General features: G+C 72.4%; 12 protein-coding genes, 1 tRNA gene and 1 pseudogene. 7 read left to right on the forward strand and 7 right to left on the reverse strand.

Going from position 1 to position 14,609, the window contains the following annotated elements; genetic code table 11:
• Positions 1-77: 77 nt before the first annotated feature.
• From ABZ860_RS34810 to ABZ860_RS34825, 4 genes are read left to right on the forward strand one after another with little or no spacing between them, the layout of a single operon-like run.
• Positions 78-1,271, forward strand: coding sequence for a radical SAM protein (locus ABZ860_RS34810; RefSeq protein ID WP_357228656.1), 1,194 nt, complete (start codon positions 78-80; stop codon positions 1,269-1,271).
• On the forward strand, positions 1,268-3,463 hold the full coding sequence (locus ABZ860_RS34815) for a prolyl oligopeptidase family serine peptidase (RefSeq protein WP_357228658.1): 2,196 nt from the start codon (positions 1,268-1,270) through the stop codon (positions 3,461-3,463). Before ABZ860_RS34810 ends, ABZ860_RS34815 begins: the two co-directional genes overlap by 4 nt.
• Positions 3,460-4,743: a hypothetical protein gene (locus ABZ860_RS34820; protein WP_357228660.1), complete on the forward strand. Its 1,284-nt coding sequence runs from the start codon at positions 3,460-3,462 to the stop codon at positions 4,741-4,743. The genes ABZ860_RS34815 and ABZ860_RS34820 overlap by 4 nt, the downstream gene beginning before the upstream one ends.
• The gene (locus ABZ860_RS34825) at positions 4,740-6,059 is read left to right on the forward strand and encodes an MFS transporter (protein ID WP_357228663.1); all 1,320 of its coding nucleotides are present in this window, start codon (positions 4,740-4,742) and stop codon (positions 6,057-6,059) included. The genes ABZ860_RS34820 and ABZ860_RS34825 overlap by 4 nt, the downstream gene beginning before the upstream one ends.
• 28 nt (positions 6,060-6,087) lie before the next feature.
• Here the strand turns inward: ABZ860_RS34825 and ABZ860_RS34830 are convergent, their stop codons facing one another.
• The 6 genes from ABZ860_RS34830 to ABZ860_RS34855 all read right to left on the reverse strand — a co-directional run bounded on the left by ABZ860_RS34830 (position 6,088) and on the right by ABZ860_RS34855 (position 12,269).
• The gene (locus ABZ860_RS34830; RefSeq protein ID WP_357228666.1) at positions 6,088-8,088 is read right to left on the reverse strand and encodes an ABC transporter ATP-binding protein; all 2,001 of its coding nucleotides are present in this window, start codon (positions 8,086-8,088) and stop codon (positions 6,088-6,090) included.
• On the reverse strand, positions 8,085-9,818 hold the full coding sequence (locus tag ABZ860_RS34835; protein WP_357228668.1) for an ABC transporter ATP-binding protein: 1,734 nt from the start codon (positions 9,816-9,818) through the stop codon (positions 8,085-8,087). The genes ABZ860_RS34830 and ABZ860_RS34835 overlap by 4 nt, the downstream gene beginning before the upstream one ends.
• A gap of 151 nt (positions 9,819-9,969) precedes the next feature.
• On the reverse strand, positions 9,970-10,431 hold the full coding sequence (locus ABZ860_RS34840) for a CBS domain-containing protein (protein ID WP_357228671.1): 462 nt from the start codon (positions 10,429-10,431) through the stop codon (positions 9,970-9,972).
• A gap of 152 nt (positions 10,432-10,583) precedes the next feature.
• Positions 10,584-10,778 (reverse strand): hypothetical protein, encoded by a 195-nt coding sequence (locus tag ABZ860_RS34845; protein WP_030509495.1) that lies wholly within the window; start codon positions 10,776-10,778, stop codon positions 10,584-10,586.
• Positions 10,779-10,785: 7 nt separating this feature from the next.
• Positions 10,786-11,631, reverse strand: a complete 846-nt coding sequence (locus ABZ860_RS34850; protein WP_357228673.1) for a hypothetical protein — start codon at positions 11,629-11,631, stop codon at positions 10,786-10,788.
• A complete protein-coding gene (locus ABZ860_RS34855) occupies positions 11,628-12,269 on the reverse strand; it encodes a hypothetical protein (RefSeq protein ID WP_357228676.1) in 642 nt (213 codons plus the stop codon). Before ABZ860_RS34855 ends, ABZ860_RS34850 begins: the two co-directional genes overlap by 4 nt.
• 118 nt (positions 12,270-12,387) lie before the next feature.
• On the opposite strand from ABZ860_RS34855, the gene ABZ860_RS34860 reads away from it, so the two are divergent.
• Complete coding sequence (locus ABZ860_RS34860) at positions 12,388-12,723, forward strand: DUF6458 family protein (protein WP_357228678.1); 336 nt, start codon at positions 12,388-12,390, stop codon at positions 12,721-12,723.
• Positions 12,724-12,732: 9 nt separating this feature from the next.
• On the opposite strand, the gene ABZ860_RS34865 is transcribed toward ABZ860_RS34860, so the two are convergent.
• Positions 12,733-13,167 (reverse strand): hypothetical protein, encoded by a 435-nt coding sequence (locus ABZ860_RS34865; RefSeq protein WP_357228681.1) that lies wholly within the window; start codon positions 13,165-13,167, stop codon positions 12,733-12,735.
• A 92-nt stretch (positions 13,168-13,259) separates the two neighbouring features.
• Here ABZ860_RS34865 and ABZ860_RS34870 point away from each other — a divergent pair.
• Together ABZ860_RS34870 and ABZ860_RS34875 are read left to right on the forward strand one after the other, a co-directional pair.
• Positions 13,260-13,333, forward strand: a tRNA-Pro gene (locus ABZ860_RS34870).
• Between the two features lie 509 nt (positions 13,334-13,842).
• Positions 13,843-14,604 (forward strand): annotated as a pseudogene (locus ABZ860_RS34875) (IS256 family transposase); the annotation flags it as partial.
• Positions 14,605-14,609: the final 5 nt, after the last annotated feature.

Here is a 14,609-nt window from a genome sequence, read left to right on the forward strand (position 1 = left end):
ACGTCGCCGGGCACGTCTCGCCGGCCCGGTCCTCCGGGAGGACCGGGCATCCTCGTCGTCCCCGCTTGGAGGATCCAGTGATCGAAGGGAGCAACCGCGAGGAGGAGGCGCCCCCGCGGTTGATCCGGGGAGAGCGCGGCTGGTGGTTCCTGGGGCCGGGCGGCATCGCCCGGCTCGGGGACGGGCATCTGACCCCGGCACGCACGCTGCGCCCGGACGTCGAGCGCGGGCTCCGCGAGCAGGGGCTGTTCACCGTACGGCCCAGCCGCAGCTACTCCCTGACCGTGCTGACGGCCACCGGGTGCAACCTGGGCTGCGCCTACTGCTTCCAGAACCTGGACCAGGACGCCGGCGGCACCAGCCCGCCGCGCATCGCCTCGGTCAGGCTCACCTCCGGCGTCATCGCCGAGATCCTCACCTTCGTGGGGCGGCGGCAGGCGGAGTCGGGGCTGGACGGTCTGGTCCTCACCATCTTCGGGGGAGAGCCGCTGCTGAACCCGCGAGGCTGCCGTGAGCTGCTCGAACGCGCCGCCGGCTACGGGCTGCGCGGCGCGGGCATGATCTCCAACGGAACGCTGCTGACCCCACGCCTGGCCCGGCAGCTCGCCGGCCTGGGGCTGCGGTTCGTACAGGTGACCTTCGACGGCGACCGGCCCGACCACGACCGGATCCGGGTGCGCAGGAAGGGCGGCGGCACGTTCGACGCCATCGTGGACGCCATGGCCGCGATGACGGAGACCACCTCGCTCAGATGCGACCTGCGGGTCAACGTCTCCGCCCGGAACGTGGCGGGCGTCGACGCGCTGGTCGAGCGGCTGGCCGCCGCGCTGGACCCGTCCCGGTGCTCCATCCACTTCGCCCGCGTCGGCGACGCCGGCGTCGGCTACGAGGACACGCTGGCCTACTCCGACGATCTGGCGGACCGGTTCATCCGGTGGCAGCGCCGCGCGCTCGATCTCGGCTTCGCCGTGCCCCGTCCCCGCGTACGGCGGCCCTGCAAGGCGTGCTCCTACCGGGACGGCAAGTACGGGGCGGTCGTCAACCCCGACGGCGCGCTGTACAGCTGCTGGACCACCGCGGGCAGGCCCGGGTGGCGAGTGGGCACGGCCCGCGACGGCTACCTGCCCCGGGAGCGGACCGAGGACCGATGGGTCACGTGCGAGGACACCTACGGGCGGGCGGACGACACGCGGGGGGCGGCGAGGTTCCGCGACCGGGTGGACGCGGCGCACCTCGACCACCTCAGCGCCACCGGCCGGCTGCGGGCATGACCGAGGGCCGCGCGGGGGACTACCCCGCCGCTCCCCGGGAGGACCGGTCCGAGGTGTTCCACGGCCACGAGGTGGCGGACCCGTACCGCTGGATGGAGGACTCCCGCGACGAGCGGACCCGCGCGTGGATCGCCGCCCAGGACGCGCTGTTCGACGCCGAGCGGGCCGAGTGGCCGCACGTGGAGAAGTGGCGGGTGGAGTTGAACCGCCTGTACGAGTTCCCGCTGTCGTCGGTGCCCCGCCCCCGCGGGGACCGCGTCTTCTTCACCCGCAGGGAGCCCCGCGCGCAACACCCGGTGCTGCTGGTCGCAGAACACGGGACCGTACGGCCCCTGGTGGACCCGCTCGCCCTGGACCCCGGCGGACGCACCGTGCTGGAGGCGTGGCATCCCTCCGTCGAGGGCGACCTGCTCGCCTACCAGCTGTCCGCCGACGGCCTGGAGGACTGCGTGCTCCGGGTGATCGACGTCGCCACCGGCGCCCAGGTCGACGGCCCCGTCGACCGGGTGCGGCGGACCCCGGTCGCCTGGCTGCCGGGCGGCCGGGCGTACTACTACGTGCGCCGGCTGCATCCCCGCCTGAATCCGGGGGAGGAGCGCTACCACCGGCGCGTCTATCTGCACCGGGTGGGCACCGGCCCGGACGACGACGTCCTCGTCTTCGGCGAGGGCCGGGAGAAGACCAGCTTCCACACCGTCGCCGTCACGCCGGACGGCCGCTGGCTGAGCGTCTCGTCGACTCTTGGGACTCGTCCCGCGACCGATCTGTGGCTGGCCGGCCTGGACGGCGCCCCCGACCGGCCCCGGCTGCGTGCCGTGCGGACGGAGACGCCCGCCCGCGGCAGGCTCACCATCGCCCCGGGCACGGCGCCCGGCGACCCGATCTGGCTGCGTACCGACCTGGACGCCCCCCGCGGGCGGATCGTGGCGACCACCGCCGCCGACCCCGCCGCGGAACGGTGGCGCACGCTCATCCCCGAGCGGCCGGACGCGGTGCTGGAGGACTTCGCGCCGCTGCGCGACCCGGCGCTGCCGCGTCCGCTCGCGCTGGTCTCCTGGACCCGCCACGCCGTCTCCGAGATCACCCTCCACGACCTCGCCGACGGCCGGGAGCTGGCCGCGGTGCCGCTGCCCGGCAGGGGAAGCCTCGGACGGTTCGCCATGCGGCCCGAGGGCGGGCACGAGGTGTGGTTCGGCTACCACGACCACGTCACGCCGCCGACGGTGCTGCGCTACGACGCCCGTACGGGGACGGTGGAGCCCTGGCCGTGCCCGGCCGCGCCCGCCCTCGCCTCTCCGCCGCGGACGCCCGCCCCCTCGTTCCCGCCGGGTGTCTCCCCGGCGTCCGTCCCGCCTTCTCCCCGGACTTGCCTCCCGGAGCCGGGCTCCGTGACGACCACGCAGGTCGCCTTCCCGTCCCGGGACGGCACCACGGTGCGGATGTTCGTCCTCTCGCCGCACGGCGTGCCGGACCGCAGGCGCCCGGCGGTCCTCACCGGGTACGGCGGGTTCGGCACCTCGATGACCCCCGCCTACACCCCGCAGGCGCTGGCCTGGGTCCGGGCCGGCGGGGTCTACGCGATCGCGTGCCTGCGCGGAGGGGGGGAGGAAGGCGAGGAGTGGCACCGCGCCGGGATGGGCGTACGCAAGCAGAACGTCTTCGACGACTTCGACGCCGCCACCGACCTGCTGATCGGGCAGGGCTGGACCTCCCCCGACCGCCTCGGTGTCCTGGGGGAGTCCAACGGGGGGCTGCTCGCCGCCGCGGCGCTCACCCAGCATCCGGACAAGTACGCCGCGGTCGTCTGCGTCGCGCCGCTGCTGGACATGCTCGCCTACGAGCGGCTGGGCATGGGCCCGAGCTGGCGGGCGGAGTACGGCAGCGTGCGCGACCCCGGGGAGTTCCGCGCGCTGCTGGCCTACTCGCCCTACCACCGGGTGCGCGAGGGCCTGCCGTACCCGCCGGTGCTGTTCGCCGTCGCCGACGGCGACACCCGGGTGGACCCGGGCCACTCGCGCAAGATGTGCGCCCTGCTGCAGCACGCGTCGGCCGGCCCGGGCCCCGTGCTGCACCGGGTGGACCGGGGCGTCGGCCACGGCGCGAGGTCCGCGTCGGCGAAGCTCGCGCTGCTCGCCGACGTCGTCGCCTTCCTCGAGCGGCACTGCGGCCTCGACCCGGTGGGTCTGCCGTGAACGTCCTCCTCTGCCCGTTCAGCGACGCCGGCTACCTCTACCCCGCCCTCGCGGTCGGCCGGGAGCTCCGCCGGCGCGGGCACGCCGTCTTCCCCCTCGTCCGGCCCGGTGCGGCCGGCGTCCCGGGTGAGGCGGGCCTCCCCGCGCTGAACGCGCACGAGTACGGCGGAGCCCGCGCCTTCTCGGTCGCCTGGTGGGGCGAGACCGGCGCCGTCCAGTACCGGGCCGTGGCCCGCGCGGCCCGCGAGGTCCGGGCCGACGCGCTGGTCACCTCGATCCTGTGCCACGGCGCGCTCCTCGCCGCCGACGCGCTCGACCTGCCGGTGGTGGTGCTGGGCTTCGCGGCGCACCTGTGGACGTACGGCCGCGGCGGCGAGGGGGAGCGGCACGGGCGCGCCGCCATGCGGGAGCGGCGGCTGCTGCAGCTGCTGCGCCGCTACGAGCTCGCGCGGGAGCAGGCCGGGCTGCCGCCCCGCCGGGACCGGCGGCGGGACCTCCCGCTGATCGGGTCGGGCCTGCTGCTCCGCGGCGACCAGGCGCTGGAGCATCCGGGTGCGGAGCTGCCCGAGGGCGTGCGCCACGTGGGGCCGTGCCCATGGGAGCCCGCCGCCGACCCGGCCGCGCTGCACCGGCTGGCCGGGCAGGTGCGCCGGATCGGCAAACCCGTCGTGTACGTACATCTGGGCCGGGTGTTCGGCGGGGAGAGCATGTGGCCCCGGCTGAACACGACGTTCACCGGGAGCCCCTTCCAGGCGGTGGTCGAGCGGGGCCGTTCCGGCGAGCCGCGGCCCGCCCCGGGAGCGGACGTCGTCGTGGTGCGCGAACCCTGGATGGGGCCCCTGATCGAGCTGTCGGACCTGGTGCTCACGAACGGCACCTCGTCTCCCGTCCTGGCCGCGCTCATGCGGGGAAAGCCCCTCGCCGTCGCGCCGATCGGCTCGGAGCAGCCGCTGCTGTCCGAGGCGTGCGTACGGGCCGGGGTGGCGGTCGGGTTTCCCCCCGGCCCGGTGGGCGACGGCGTCGCGGCGCTCGGCACCGCGTACGCGGGCGGGCTCGGCGCGCGCGTGCGGGAGCTCGGCGCGCGCCTGAACACCTCCGGCGGCGCCCCCGCTGCCGCCGACGCGGTGGTCGCCGCCGCCTCCTCGGCGCGGGCCGTCGCCCGCGCCGGAGCCGCCAACACCGAGGCCGCCAACACCGGGCCCGTACCGGTCCCGGCCGGCGCGCGGACGCACGCCCGCGATGCTCGCATCGACATCGGCACGATCAGAGGTGACCCATGAGCGAGCCCCCGCCCCTGCGGCGCAACATGCGGTTCCAGTTCCTGTGGCTGGGCTCGGTGACGTCGGAGCTGGGCTCCTCGCTGACCGGGCTCGCCCTGCCGCTGCTGATCCTGGCCGTCACCGGCTCCGCGGCGCTGGCCGGGCTCACCGCCGCCTGCCGCATCGCCACCGGGATCCTCGTCTCGCTCCCCGCGGGGGTGTGGGTGGACCGGTGGGACAGGCGCCGGATCCTGCTGTGCAGCGAGGGGGTGCGGGCCGTCGCCCTGGCCACCCTCGCGGCGGCGGTCCTGACCGACCGGGTGACGATGGGGCACATCGTCGCCGTGGCCGTGACCAACGGGGCCGCGGACGCGTTCTTCCGGCCCGCCCGCGACGCGGCGATCCGCGCGGTCGTCCCCGCGAGCCGGCTCATGTCGGCGTACGCGCAGGACGAGGCGCGCGGCCACGCGACGGCCCTCGCGGGGCCGCCGCTCGGCGGGTTATTGTTCGGCCTGGGCCGGGCCGTCCCGTTCGCCGTGGACGCGGTCACCTACGTGGTCTCGATGGTGTGCGTGCTGCTGGCCCGGGTCCCGCGACGGCCCGAGAACGCCGCGGGCTCCGGCAGGACCCGGATGCGGGCCGACATCGCGGAGGCGGCCCGCTGGCTGTGGCAGCGGCCCGCGCTGCGGGCGGGGCTGGCCTTCTCCCTGGTCTCCAACCTCGCCGCCAACGCGCTGCTGCTGCCGGTGGTCGTGCTGGTGGACTCCCGCGGCGGGGACCCCGCGGCGACCGGGATGGTCCTCGCGGGCCTGGGGCTGGGCGGCCTGCTCGGAGCCGCCCTGTCGGCGAAGATCGGCGCCCTGCTCCCGCCCGGCAAGCTGATGCTGATGGTGGTCGGCGTGTTCGCGCTCGCCGTCTGCGCGACCACCCTCCCGTTCGGCGCCTACTGGCCCGTGGTCCCGCTCATCCTGGCGATGGTCGCGGCCCCGGCGCTCAACGTGGTCCTGCGCGTGCTCGTGGCGACGCTCGTCCCGGACGCGATGATGGGCCGGCTCACCTCGCTCCTCCGGGTGGCGACCATGGGGCTGGCGCCGCTCGGGCCGTTGCTGGGCGGTGTCCTGGCGGACCGCGCCGGTGGCGCCGGCGCGCTGCTCGCCATCGGCGGCGCGCTCGCCGTGTGCTGCGTCCTGGCCGCGACGAGTGCCACGCTGCGCGGGCTCGAAGGTGCCCCCGAGGCGGCCGTGCCGGCCGTTCCCACCGAACCTGTCGAGCCCGCCGAACTCGCCGTTCCCGCGGAGCCCGCCGTGCCGGACCGCGAACCGGTGGCCGAGCGGTGACGGGAAGCGCGGAGCGCGCCCGCGCCGATCACCCCACTTCGGCGGCGGGGGCGTCGTCCCCGGCCAGGGCGCCGGCGAACTGGGCGGAGTAGAGCCGGTGGTAGGCGCCGCGTGCGGCGAGCAGCTCGTCGTGGGTGCCGTGCTCGACGATGCTCCCGGCCTCCATCACCAGGATGAGGTCCGCGTCGCGGATGGTGGACAGCCGGTGGGCGATGACGAAGCTGGTCCTGTCGCTGCGCAGCGCGGCCATCGCGTGCTGCACCAGCACCTCGGTGCGGGTGTCGACCGAGCTGGTCGCCTCGTCCAGGATGAGCAGCGACGGGTTGGCGAGGAACGCGCGGGCGATGGTCAGCAGCTGCTTCTCGCCGGCGCTGATGTTGCCGCCCTCCTCGTCGATCACGGTGTCGTACCCGTCGGGAAGGGTGCGGACGAACCGGTCGACGTACGTCGCCCGGGCCGCCGCCTGGATCTCCTCGTCGGTGGCCCGGGGGTTGCCGTAGGCGATGTTGTCGCGGATCGTCCCGCCGAACAGCCAGGTGTCCTGGAGCACCATGCCGATCTGGGAGCGCAGGTCCTCGCGGCGCATCGCGGTGATGTCGACGCCGTCAAGGGTGATGCGGCCCGCGTCCAGCTCGTAGAAGCGCATGATCAGGTTGACCAGCGTGGTCTTCCCCGCGCCGGTCGGGCCGACGATCGCGATCGTGTGCCCGGGCTCGGCCACCAGCGACAGGTCCTCGATGAGGGGCTGCTCGGGGTCGTACCTGAAGGACACGTGCTCGAACTCGACGCGCCCCCGCCGGGTGGCGGGCAGCACCGGGTCGGCGGGGTCGGGCTCCTGCTCCTCGGCGTCCAGCAGCTCGAAGACCCGCTCGGCTGAGGCCACCCCCGACTGCAGCAGGTTGGCCATCGAGGCGACCTGCGTCAGCGGCTGGGTGAACTGCCGGGAGTACTGGATGAACGCCTGGACGTCGCCCAGGCTCATCGACCCGCCGGCCACCCGTACGGCGCCGACGACCGCGATGGCGACGTAGTTGAGGTTTCCGATGAACATCATCGTCGGCATGATGATCCCGGAGATGAACTGGGCGCCGAAGCTCGCCCTGTACAGGGCCTCGTTGCGCTCCCGGAACACCTCCTCGACCTCCGGGCCCCGCCCGAAGACCTTCACCAGCTCGTGCCCGGTGAAGGCCTCCTCGATGTGGGCGTTCAGCGTGCCGGTGTGGGCCCACTGGGCGACGAACTGCTTCTGCGAGCGCTTGGCGATCTGCCCGGTTACGATCATCGTGACCGGGATCGTCACCAGCGCGATCGCGGCGAGCAGCGGCGAGATGACGAACATCATGACCAGCACGCCGATCACGGTGAGCAGCGAGCTCAGCAGCTGGCTCAGCGTCTGCTGCAGGGTCTGGGACACGTTGTCGATGTCGTTGGTGACCCGGCTGAGCAGCTCGCCGCGCGGCTGGCCGTCGAAGAACTTCAGCGGGAGCCGGTGCAGCTTGTCCTCGACGTCCGCGCGGAGGCGGAACACCGTGCGCTGCGTCACGTCGTTGAGCAGCCGGCCCTGCAGCCACATGAACAGCGACGCCGCGACGTAGAGCGCCAGCACCCAGGCCAGGACCGTGGCGAGCGCGTGGAAGTCGATGCCGTGGCCGGGGACGACGTCCATCCCCGCGAGCATGTCGGCGAAGTCGCCGTGGCCCGAGGCGCGCAGGCCCTGCACGGCCTGCTCCTTGGTCCTTCCCGCGGGCAGCTGGGCGCCGATCACCCCGCTGAAGATCACGTCCGTCGCGCGGCCGAGCAGCTTCGGCCCGATGACGGAGAACACCACGCTGATCACCGCGAGGCCGATCACGGCGACGATCTTCGGCCGTTCGGGGCTCAACCGGCGCAGCAGCCGCCGGACGGAGGGGCCGAAGTTCATCGACTTCTCCGCCGGCATCTGCCCGCCGCCGAACGGCCCGAAACCGCCGCCTCCGCCGGGCCGCGGTCGCACCGGTGCCATGGGCCGTGCCGTGGGCCGGTCGCTCATACCGCACTCCCCGCGGTCAGTTGGGACTCGACGATCTCGACGTACGTCGGGCAGGAATCGAGCAGTTCGCCATGGGTGCCGATGCCGGCGACGACCCCGTCGTCCAGGACGACGATCTGGTCGGCGTCGGCGATGGTGGAGACCCGCTGGGCGACGATCACCACGGCGGCGTCGGCCGTGTACGGGCGCAGGGCGGCGCGCAGCCTGGCGTCGGTGGTCAGGTCGAGCGCCGAGAACGAGTCGTCGAACAGATAGATCTCGGGTTTGGCGACCAGCGCGCGGGCGATGGACAGGCGCTGGCGCTGCCCGCCGGACACGTTCGTGCCGCCCTGGGAGATCGGCGCCTGCAGGCCCTCGGGCATCGCCTCCACGAAGTCGCGGGCCTGGGCGACCTCCAGCGCCTCCCACAGCTCCTCGTCGGTGGCGTCCGGGTTGCCGTACCGCAGGTTGCTCGCCACGGTACCGGTGAACAGGTACGGCTTCTGCGGCACCAGGCCGATGCGCGTCCAGAGCATCTGGGGGTCGAGGTCGCGTACGTCGACACCGTCGATCAGCACGGCGCCGGACGTCGCGTCGAACAGCCGGGGCACCAGGGAGACCAGGGTCGTCTTGCCCGACCCGGTGCTGCCGATGACGGCGGTGGTCTTCCCCGCGGCCACACGGAAGGAGACACCGGACAACACCGGCGCCTCCGCGCCCGGATAGCGGAACCCGACGTCACGCAGCTCCAGCTCGGCCCGGCGGTCCACCCGCCGTACGGGATCGGTGGACGGGCGCACCGACGACTCGGTGTCCAGCACCTCGGCGACGCGCTCCGCGCAGACCGCGGCGCGCGGGATCATGATCGAGATGAAGGTGGCCATCATCATCGACATGAGGATCTGCATCAGGTACATGAGGAACGCGGTGAGGGCGCCCACCTGCATCTCGCCGCTGTCCACGCGGGCTGCGCCGAACCACAGCACGGCGACGCTGGAGGCGTTGAGGATCAGCATCACGGTGGGGAAGATGAGCGCGGTCAGCCGCCCGACGCGCAGCGCCGTCCCGGTCAGATCGTCGTTCGCCCGGGCGAACCGGCGGATCTCCTCGCGCTCCCGGACGAAGGCCCGCACCACGCGGATGCCGGAGAGCTGCTCGCGGAGCACCTGGTTCACCACGTCGATGCGGGTCTGCATGGCACGGAACTGCGGGACCATGCGGAAGACGATCAGCCCGATCGAGATCAGCAGCACCGGGACGCAGACCAGCATGAGCCACGACAGCCCGACGTCCTGACGCAGGGCCATGATGATGCCGCCGACCCCCATGATGGGCGCGGCGACCAGCATCGTGCAGGTCATCACCACGAGCATCTGGATCTGCTGCACGTCGTTGGTGTTGCGGGTGATCAGCGACGGAGCCCCGAACTCGGCGACCTCCCGCTGCGAGAAGCCGCTCACCCGGTGGAAGACCGCCGACCGGACATCCCGGCCGAACCCCGCCGCCACCCGGGCACCGTAGTAGACCGCCGCGATCGAGCAGGCGATCTGCACGAGGGACACGGTCAGCATCCAGCCGCCGGTGGCCAGGATGTAGCCGGTGTCGCCCGTGGCCACCCCCCGGTCGATGATGTCGGCGTTCAGGCTCGGCAGATACAGGGAGGCGATGGTGCCGACGAGCTGGAACAGCACCACCGCCGTGAGCGCGGGCGAGTAGGGCCGCAGGTACGCGCGGAGCAGACGGCTCAGCACAGCCGTGGTCCAGGCGAGCGTCGCGGGGAGGGCGAAATCATGCGCAACACGCTATATGAGCAGCTAGCTCACCCACCCCTGATTTTCGGCAGGAGCGAACAGGGGACCCGCGTCGGCCCTCCCGCGCGGGTGACAGGGCCGTACGGGGCCGTCAGGCGGGGGCGGGAGCACGGCCGGGGACCTGCTCGAGACCGAGGCCGCCGGGGGTGGGGCTCGAGGTGAAGCCGGGAGTGAGGCCGGGGGCGTGGCTCGAAGTGAGGTCGGCCAGGGCGACGACGCCGACCGGGCGGCCGTCCACGACGACAGGGAGCTGGTGCACGTCCTTCTCGCGCATCAGCCGCGCCGCCTCGGCCACGTCCTGGTCGGGGCCGACGGTGACCACGTCGCAGGTGCACAGCACCGCCAGCGGGGTGGTGGCGAGGTCCCTGCCCTCCGCGACCGCGCGTACGACGATGTCCCGGTCGGTCACCAGCCCGCGCAGCCGGCCGTCCCCGACCACCAGCACGTCGCCGATCCCGCGGTCGCGCATCAGCTTGGCGGCCTTGACCACCGGAGCCTCCTCCGGCAGCGTGACCGGATCGCGCGTCATGACCTCTTCCACCGTGTGGGGCATCTCGGTCTCCTGGGGGCCGGTGGGGGTATTTCTTTTAGTTATACGCATTTCTTGCGGTGACACGGTTCTGCGGTCTCGCGGAAGGAGTTCTCCCGCGAGACCGCTTCGCGTTTTCAGAGGTGTGTTTTCCGGGGACGTTCGGTTCGCGCGGCTCAGCGACGGACGCGTCCGCCGCGCCAGCCGCCGCGCCAGGAGTTCACACCGGCGGTGCCGACACCGGCCTGGTGCAGGGACAGCAGGCACAGGCCGAGGGCGAGCAGCGCGGTCAGGCCGATGCCGATGCTCGCGTTGAGGAGATCGAGGAGGAAGGCGATCCCGAAGACGACCGCCGCGGCGATGGCGAGCATTGTTACCTCACTTCCGGTTCAGGTGGGCAAGTAACGCGTGATACTCGTGCAGGGCCAGGCGCAGCGCCTCGGTGTCGCCCCGCTCGTTGTCCTTCCACTGGTCGAGCAGCGCCTGCCGGCGGCTGGTGAGGGCCGACAGGGCCTCCTCCACCAGCGCGTCCGCCTGCTCGACCGATCGGCGCGGATCGTCGACGAAGCCCGTCTTGATCTCGCGCCACCGGCTTTCCAGCGCCTCGTCCAGGACGGACGCCGCGCCGGAGGCGGCGGTGGTGGCGGTGACGGGGTAGGCCACCGGCCCGTCGACGGTGGCGCCGGCAGTGGCGCCGGCAGTGGCGTCGCCGGAGGTCATCTCGTCCCGGGCGTAGCCGGTGCCGTCCGTCTCCACGTCGCGGTCCGCGTCGTCGCCATGGGTGCCGTACGCGCCCGTGGCGGCGTCGCCGGACTCGGTGGAGTCGCCGGTGCGGCCGCCCGCGACGAGGCGGTCGCCCTCGGCCGTGTGCCTGCCGCCGGTCCGGGGCGACGTGAGGACGTCGTCGCCCGCCTGGCCGTACGGCTGGCGGAAGCGGGAGCCGTCGTCGTCCGCGCCGTCCGTCCGCGCGTCATCGCCGGTTTCCTGCGTCGTGTCCCGCGGGTGCGCGCGGTCGCCGGTGTCGCCTGCCGTGCCGTCCGCGTAGCCGGCGGTGTACGCGTCGCTGGGGGAGTAGACCGGGCCGGGGCCCTCGTGCTCGTCCCGCCCGGCGTCCGCGAGAGCCCTCTCCCTGCGAGCCTCCTCCTCGAGGGGCTCGGGGGTCTCGGGAGTCGGCTGCTCGGCGACGTCGTCGCGCTCGTCATACCTGTTCGTCCGCATGGTCATCGCCCCGCCTTCCGTACGTCCGCGTGGTGGCCGTTCATCGAGGCGCCGTCGTAGCCGTCGGTGGTGTACGCGGCACCGTTGACGTGGTCGTTCAGAGGAACATCGGCGCCCTCGCCGAGAAGCTCCTGGAACAGCGCGCGGTAGTGGACCATCGCCTGCCGGAGCTCTTCGGTGGTGGCGTCCTGCCGGGCGGCGCGGCTGCTGATGTCGTGGGCCTTGCGGTAGTGGTCGAGCGTGGCGGCGTGAGCCACGGACAGGTCGCTCAGACGCTGCTCGAACTCGTCGGTGGGATAGCCGCGCTCGGCCATCACCGCGGTGACCAGCGCGTCCGCCTCGGTCACGGCGAAGCCGGGAGCGTCCACGAACCGCTCCTGCACCTCGGTCCACTTCCTCGCGTACCGTTCCCGGGTCTGCGGGTCGAGCGGGCGGATGTCCAGCTTGGCGTGGCGCTCCTCGCGGGCGAGCAGTTCCTGCTCGGCCTCTTTACGGCTGTCGCTCTCCCGCACCGCCCGTTCGTACTCGGGCCCGAAACGGTCCTGCAGGTGGCGCCGGCGGTTGCGCGCCGACACAAGGTAGCCGACTGCCAGGATCACCAGCACGGCGACGATCACGACGGCCACCCATGCTACGGCGGTCATATCTGCCTCCAGGGGTGAGTGCGTTGTTCATCCGCACTGCCCGGGAATGCGGCCTTCACGCCTTGCGTAATCGCGGATTCTGCGGGTAAAGGGCCGTTGACCAGCAGAGGAGGTAGCCATGGGCTTCGGGGCCAGTCTCGCCTTCATCGCGGTCGGCGCGGTTCTCGCGTTCGCCGTCAAATGGGACGTTCCTGGAATCGACCTTCAAATGATCGGTTGGATTCTCATGGCCGTGGGGATCGTCGGCATGGTGCTCACCGGTCGCTACACCCGCCGTCCGCGGACGGAGGAGACGGTGGAGACCATCGAGCCGGACACGATGTACACCGTGGACCCGGCGGCCGAGCCGCATGTCCACGTCCACGAGACCGAGTCGCACACCGCCGTCCACCCGGGCGAGCGTCACGTGCATGTACGGGAGGAGACCACGCCCCTGCCGCGCGACGGCGTGTGAGCCGTACGGTCAGGGAGTGGTGCCCGCCGCGTCCGTGGCTTCGCGGGCCTCGGCGAGGACACGGGCGACGTGTGAGTCGTCGCCGGCGGGCACCTCGTGGAAGCCCAGCTCGGGGTCGTAGGCGATGTCGAGACCGTTGTCGACCAGCCGGTTCGCCCAGCGGAGCGCGGTGTTGAGCCTGTCCTTGGGGATCGGGCGGCCCTGGGCCGCGGCGGAGAGGTTCCGGAGGTTGGTGGCGGGGCCGCTCTGGCTGTGCTCGCGCCGGAGCTTCCACGGCAGGGCACGGCTGTGGTCCGTCATCGGCTTGGACACGCCGGCGGCCCGCTTCGCCTGCAGGATGCCCGACTCCGTGACGCCGAAGTGCTCGGCGAGACGGGAGTTGGTCCACCCTTCGGCGGCCAGCCGGACGAGTTCCTCCTGGTCGATGCGCGCCTTCCTCCCCATGATCGCCAGCCTAGGCCCACTGGCGCGGTTCGTGTACGCACGAGGGCGGAAACTGCGCTAAGGTTTGGGTGTGCCCGGGGAGACCAGGGCAACGGGACGTAGCGCAGTTTGGCAGCGCACTTGACTGGGGGTCAAGGGGTCGTGGGTTCAAATCCCGCCGTCCCGACACTGTTGTAGCAGGTCAGAGGCCTGATCACTCTCCAAGTGATCAGGCTTTTTTGATGTCTGACCGTCGTTTGACCGTGAAGCTGAACGTGCCGACCGCTCCCGACCGATACCCCTCAATACCGGAGCTGACCAGGGGATCCACGGTCAACGAGACTGCTCCAGCCCGGTGTGTTCAAATGAACCGCCCCACCCGGCCGCCAGGGTTGCCCGTTTTCGCCGGCGGCGCGGAGCGTCGCGATGGGCGATCGGGGACGCAGCGGTTCACGGGCCTGATATGGCAATGTGGCCAACCGGGCGGGGCCAGACCGGGTCCAACTGCATGAGACCTCAGAACGGAGAGGATCATCCAGACCCGACCAGACCGATGGCAAGGAAGTTGACCGGCCTCGCCCTGGCGATACTGACGATCAACTCCAAGCTGTTGATGCAAGCCCCGGACATGGGGCGAGCCATCGTGTGACGGTCAGCGAGTTCCCGACCAAAGGTTCTCGCGGAGGACACCACACGATGGCTCTGGACCAGTCTGCCCTGCTCAACCTGCTGGAGTCTTTGAAAGCCGCCGACGCCGACGACGTCATCCGCCAAGCGCTGCAAGCCGTCCTGCAAGCGCTCATCGAGGCGGAGGCGACCGCGGTCATCGGCGCCGCCCCGCACCAGCGCACCGAGACCCGGACCGCTCAGCGCAACGGCTACCGCGACCGGCTGCTGATCACCGCCGGTGACCTGGAACTGAAGATTCCCAAGCTGCGATCGGGGTCGTTCTTCCCCTCGCTGCTGGAACGCCGCCGCATCGACCAGGCGCTGTTCGCCGTGGTCATGGAGGCCTACCTGCACGGAGTGTCCACCCGCAGCGTCGATGATCTGGTCAAAGCACTCGGCGCCGAGACCGGGATCTCCAAAAGCGAGGTCTCGCGCATCTGCGCGGACCTGGACAGCGAGGTGGCCGCCTTCCGCGACCGGCCGCTGTCCCACACCACCTTCCCCTACGTGTTCCTCGACGCCACCTACTGCAAGGCCCGCGTGAACCACCGGGTCGTCTCCCAAGCTGTCGTCATCGCCACCGGCGTCAGCATCGACGGCCGGCGTGAGATCCTCGGCTTCGCCGTCGGCGACAGCGAAGACGGTGCGTTCTGGACGGCGTTCCTGCGCTCGCTGAAGGCCCGCGGACTGACCGGGGTGCAACTGGCCATCTCCGACGCCCACGCCGGCCTGGTCGGCGCGCTGCGGGCGGTCTTCCTCGGCGCATCCTGGCAGAGGTGTCGCGTCCACTGAAG

The organism is Microbispora sp. NPDC046973 (assembly GCF_040644495.1).
Taxonomy (GTDB): Bacteria; Actinomycetota; Actinomycetes; order Streptosporangiales; family Streptosporangiaceae; genus Microbispora.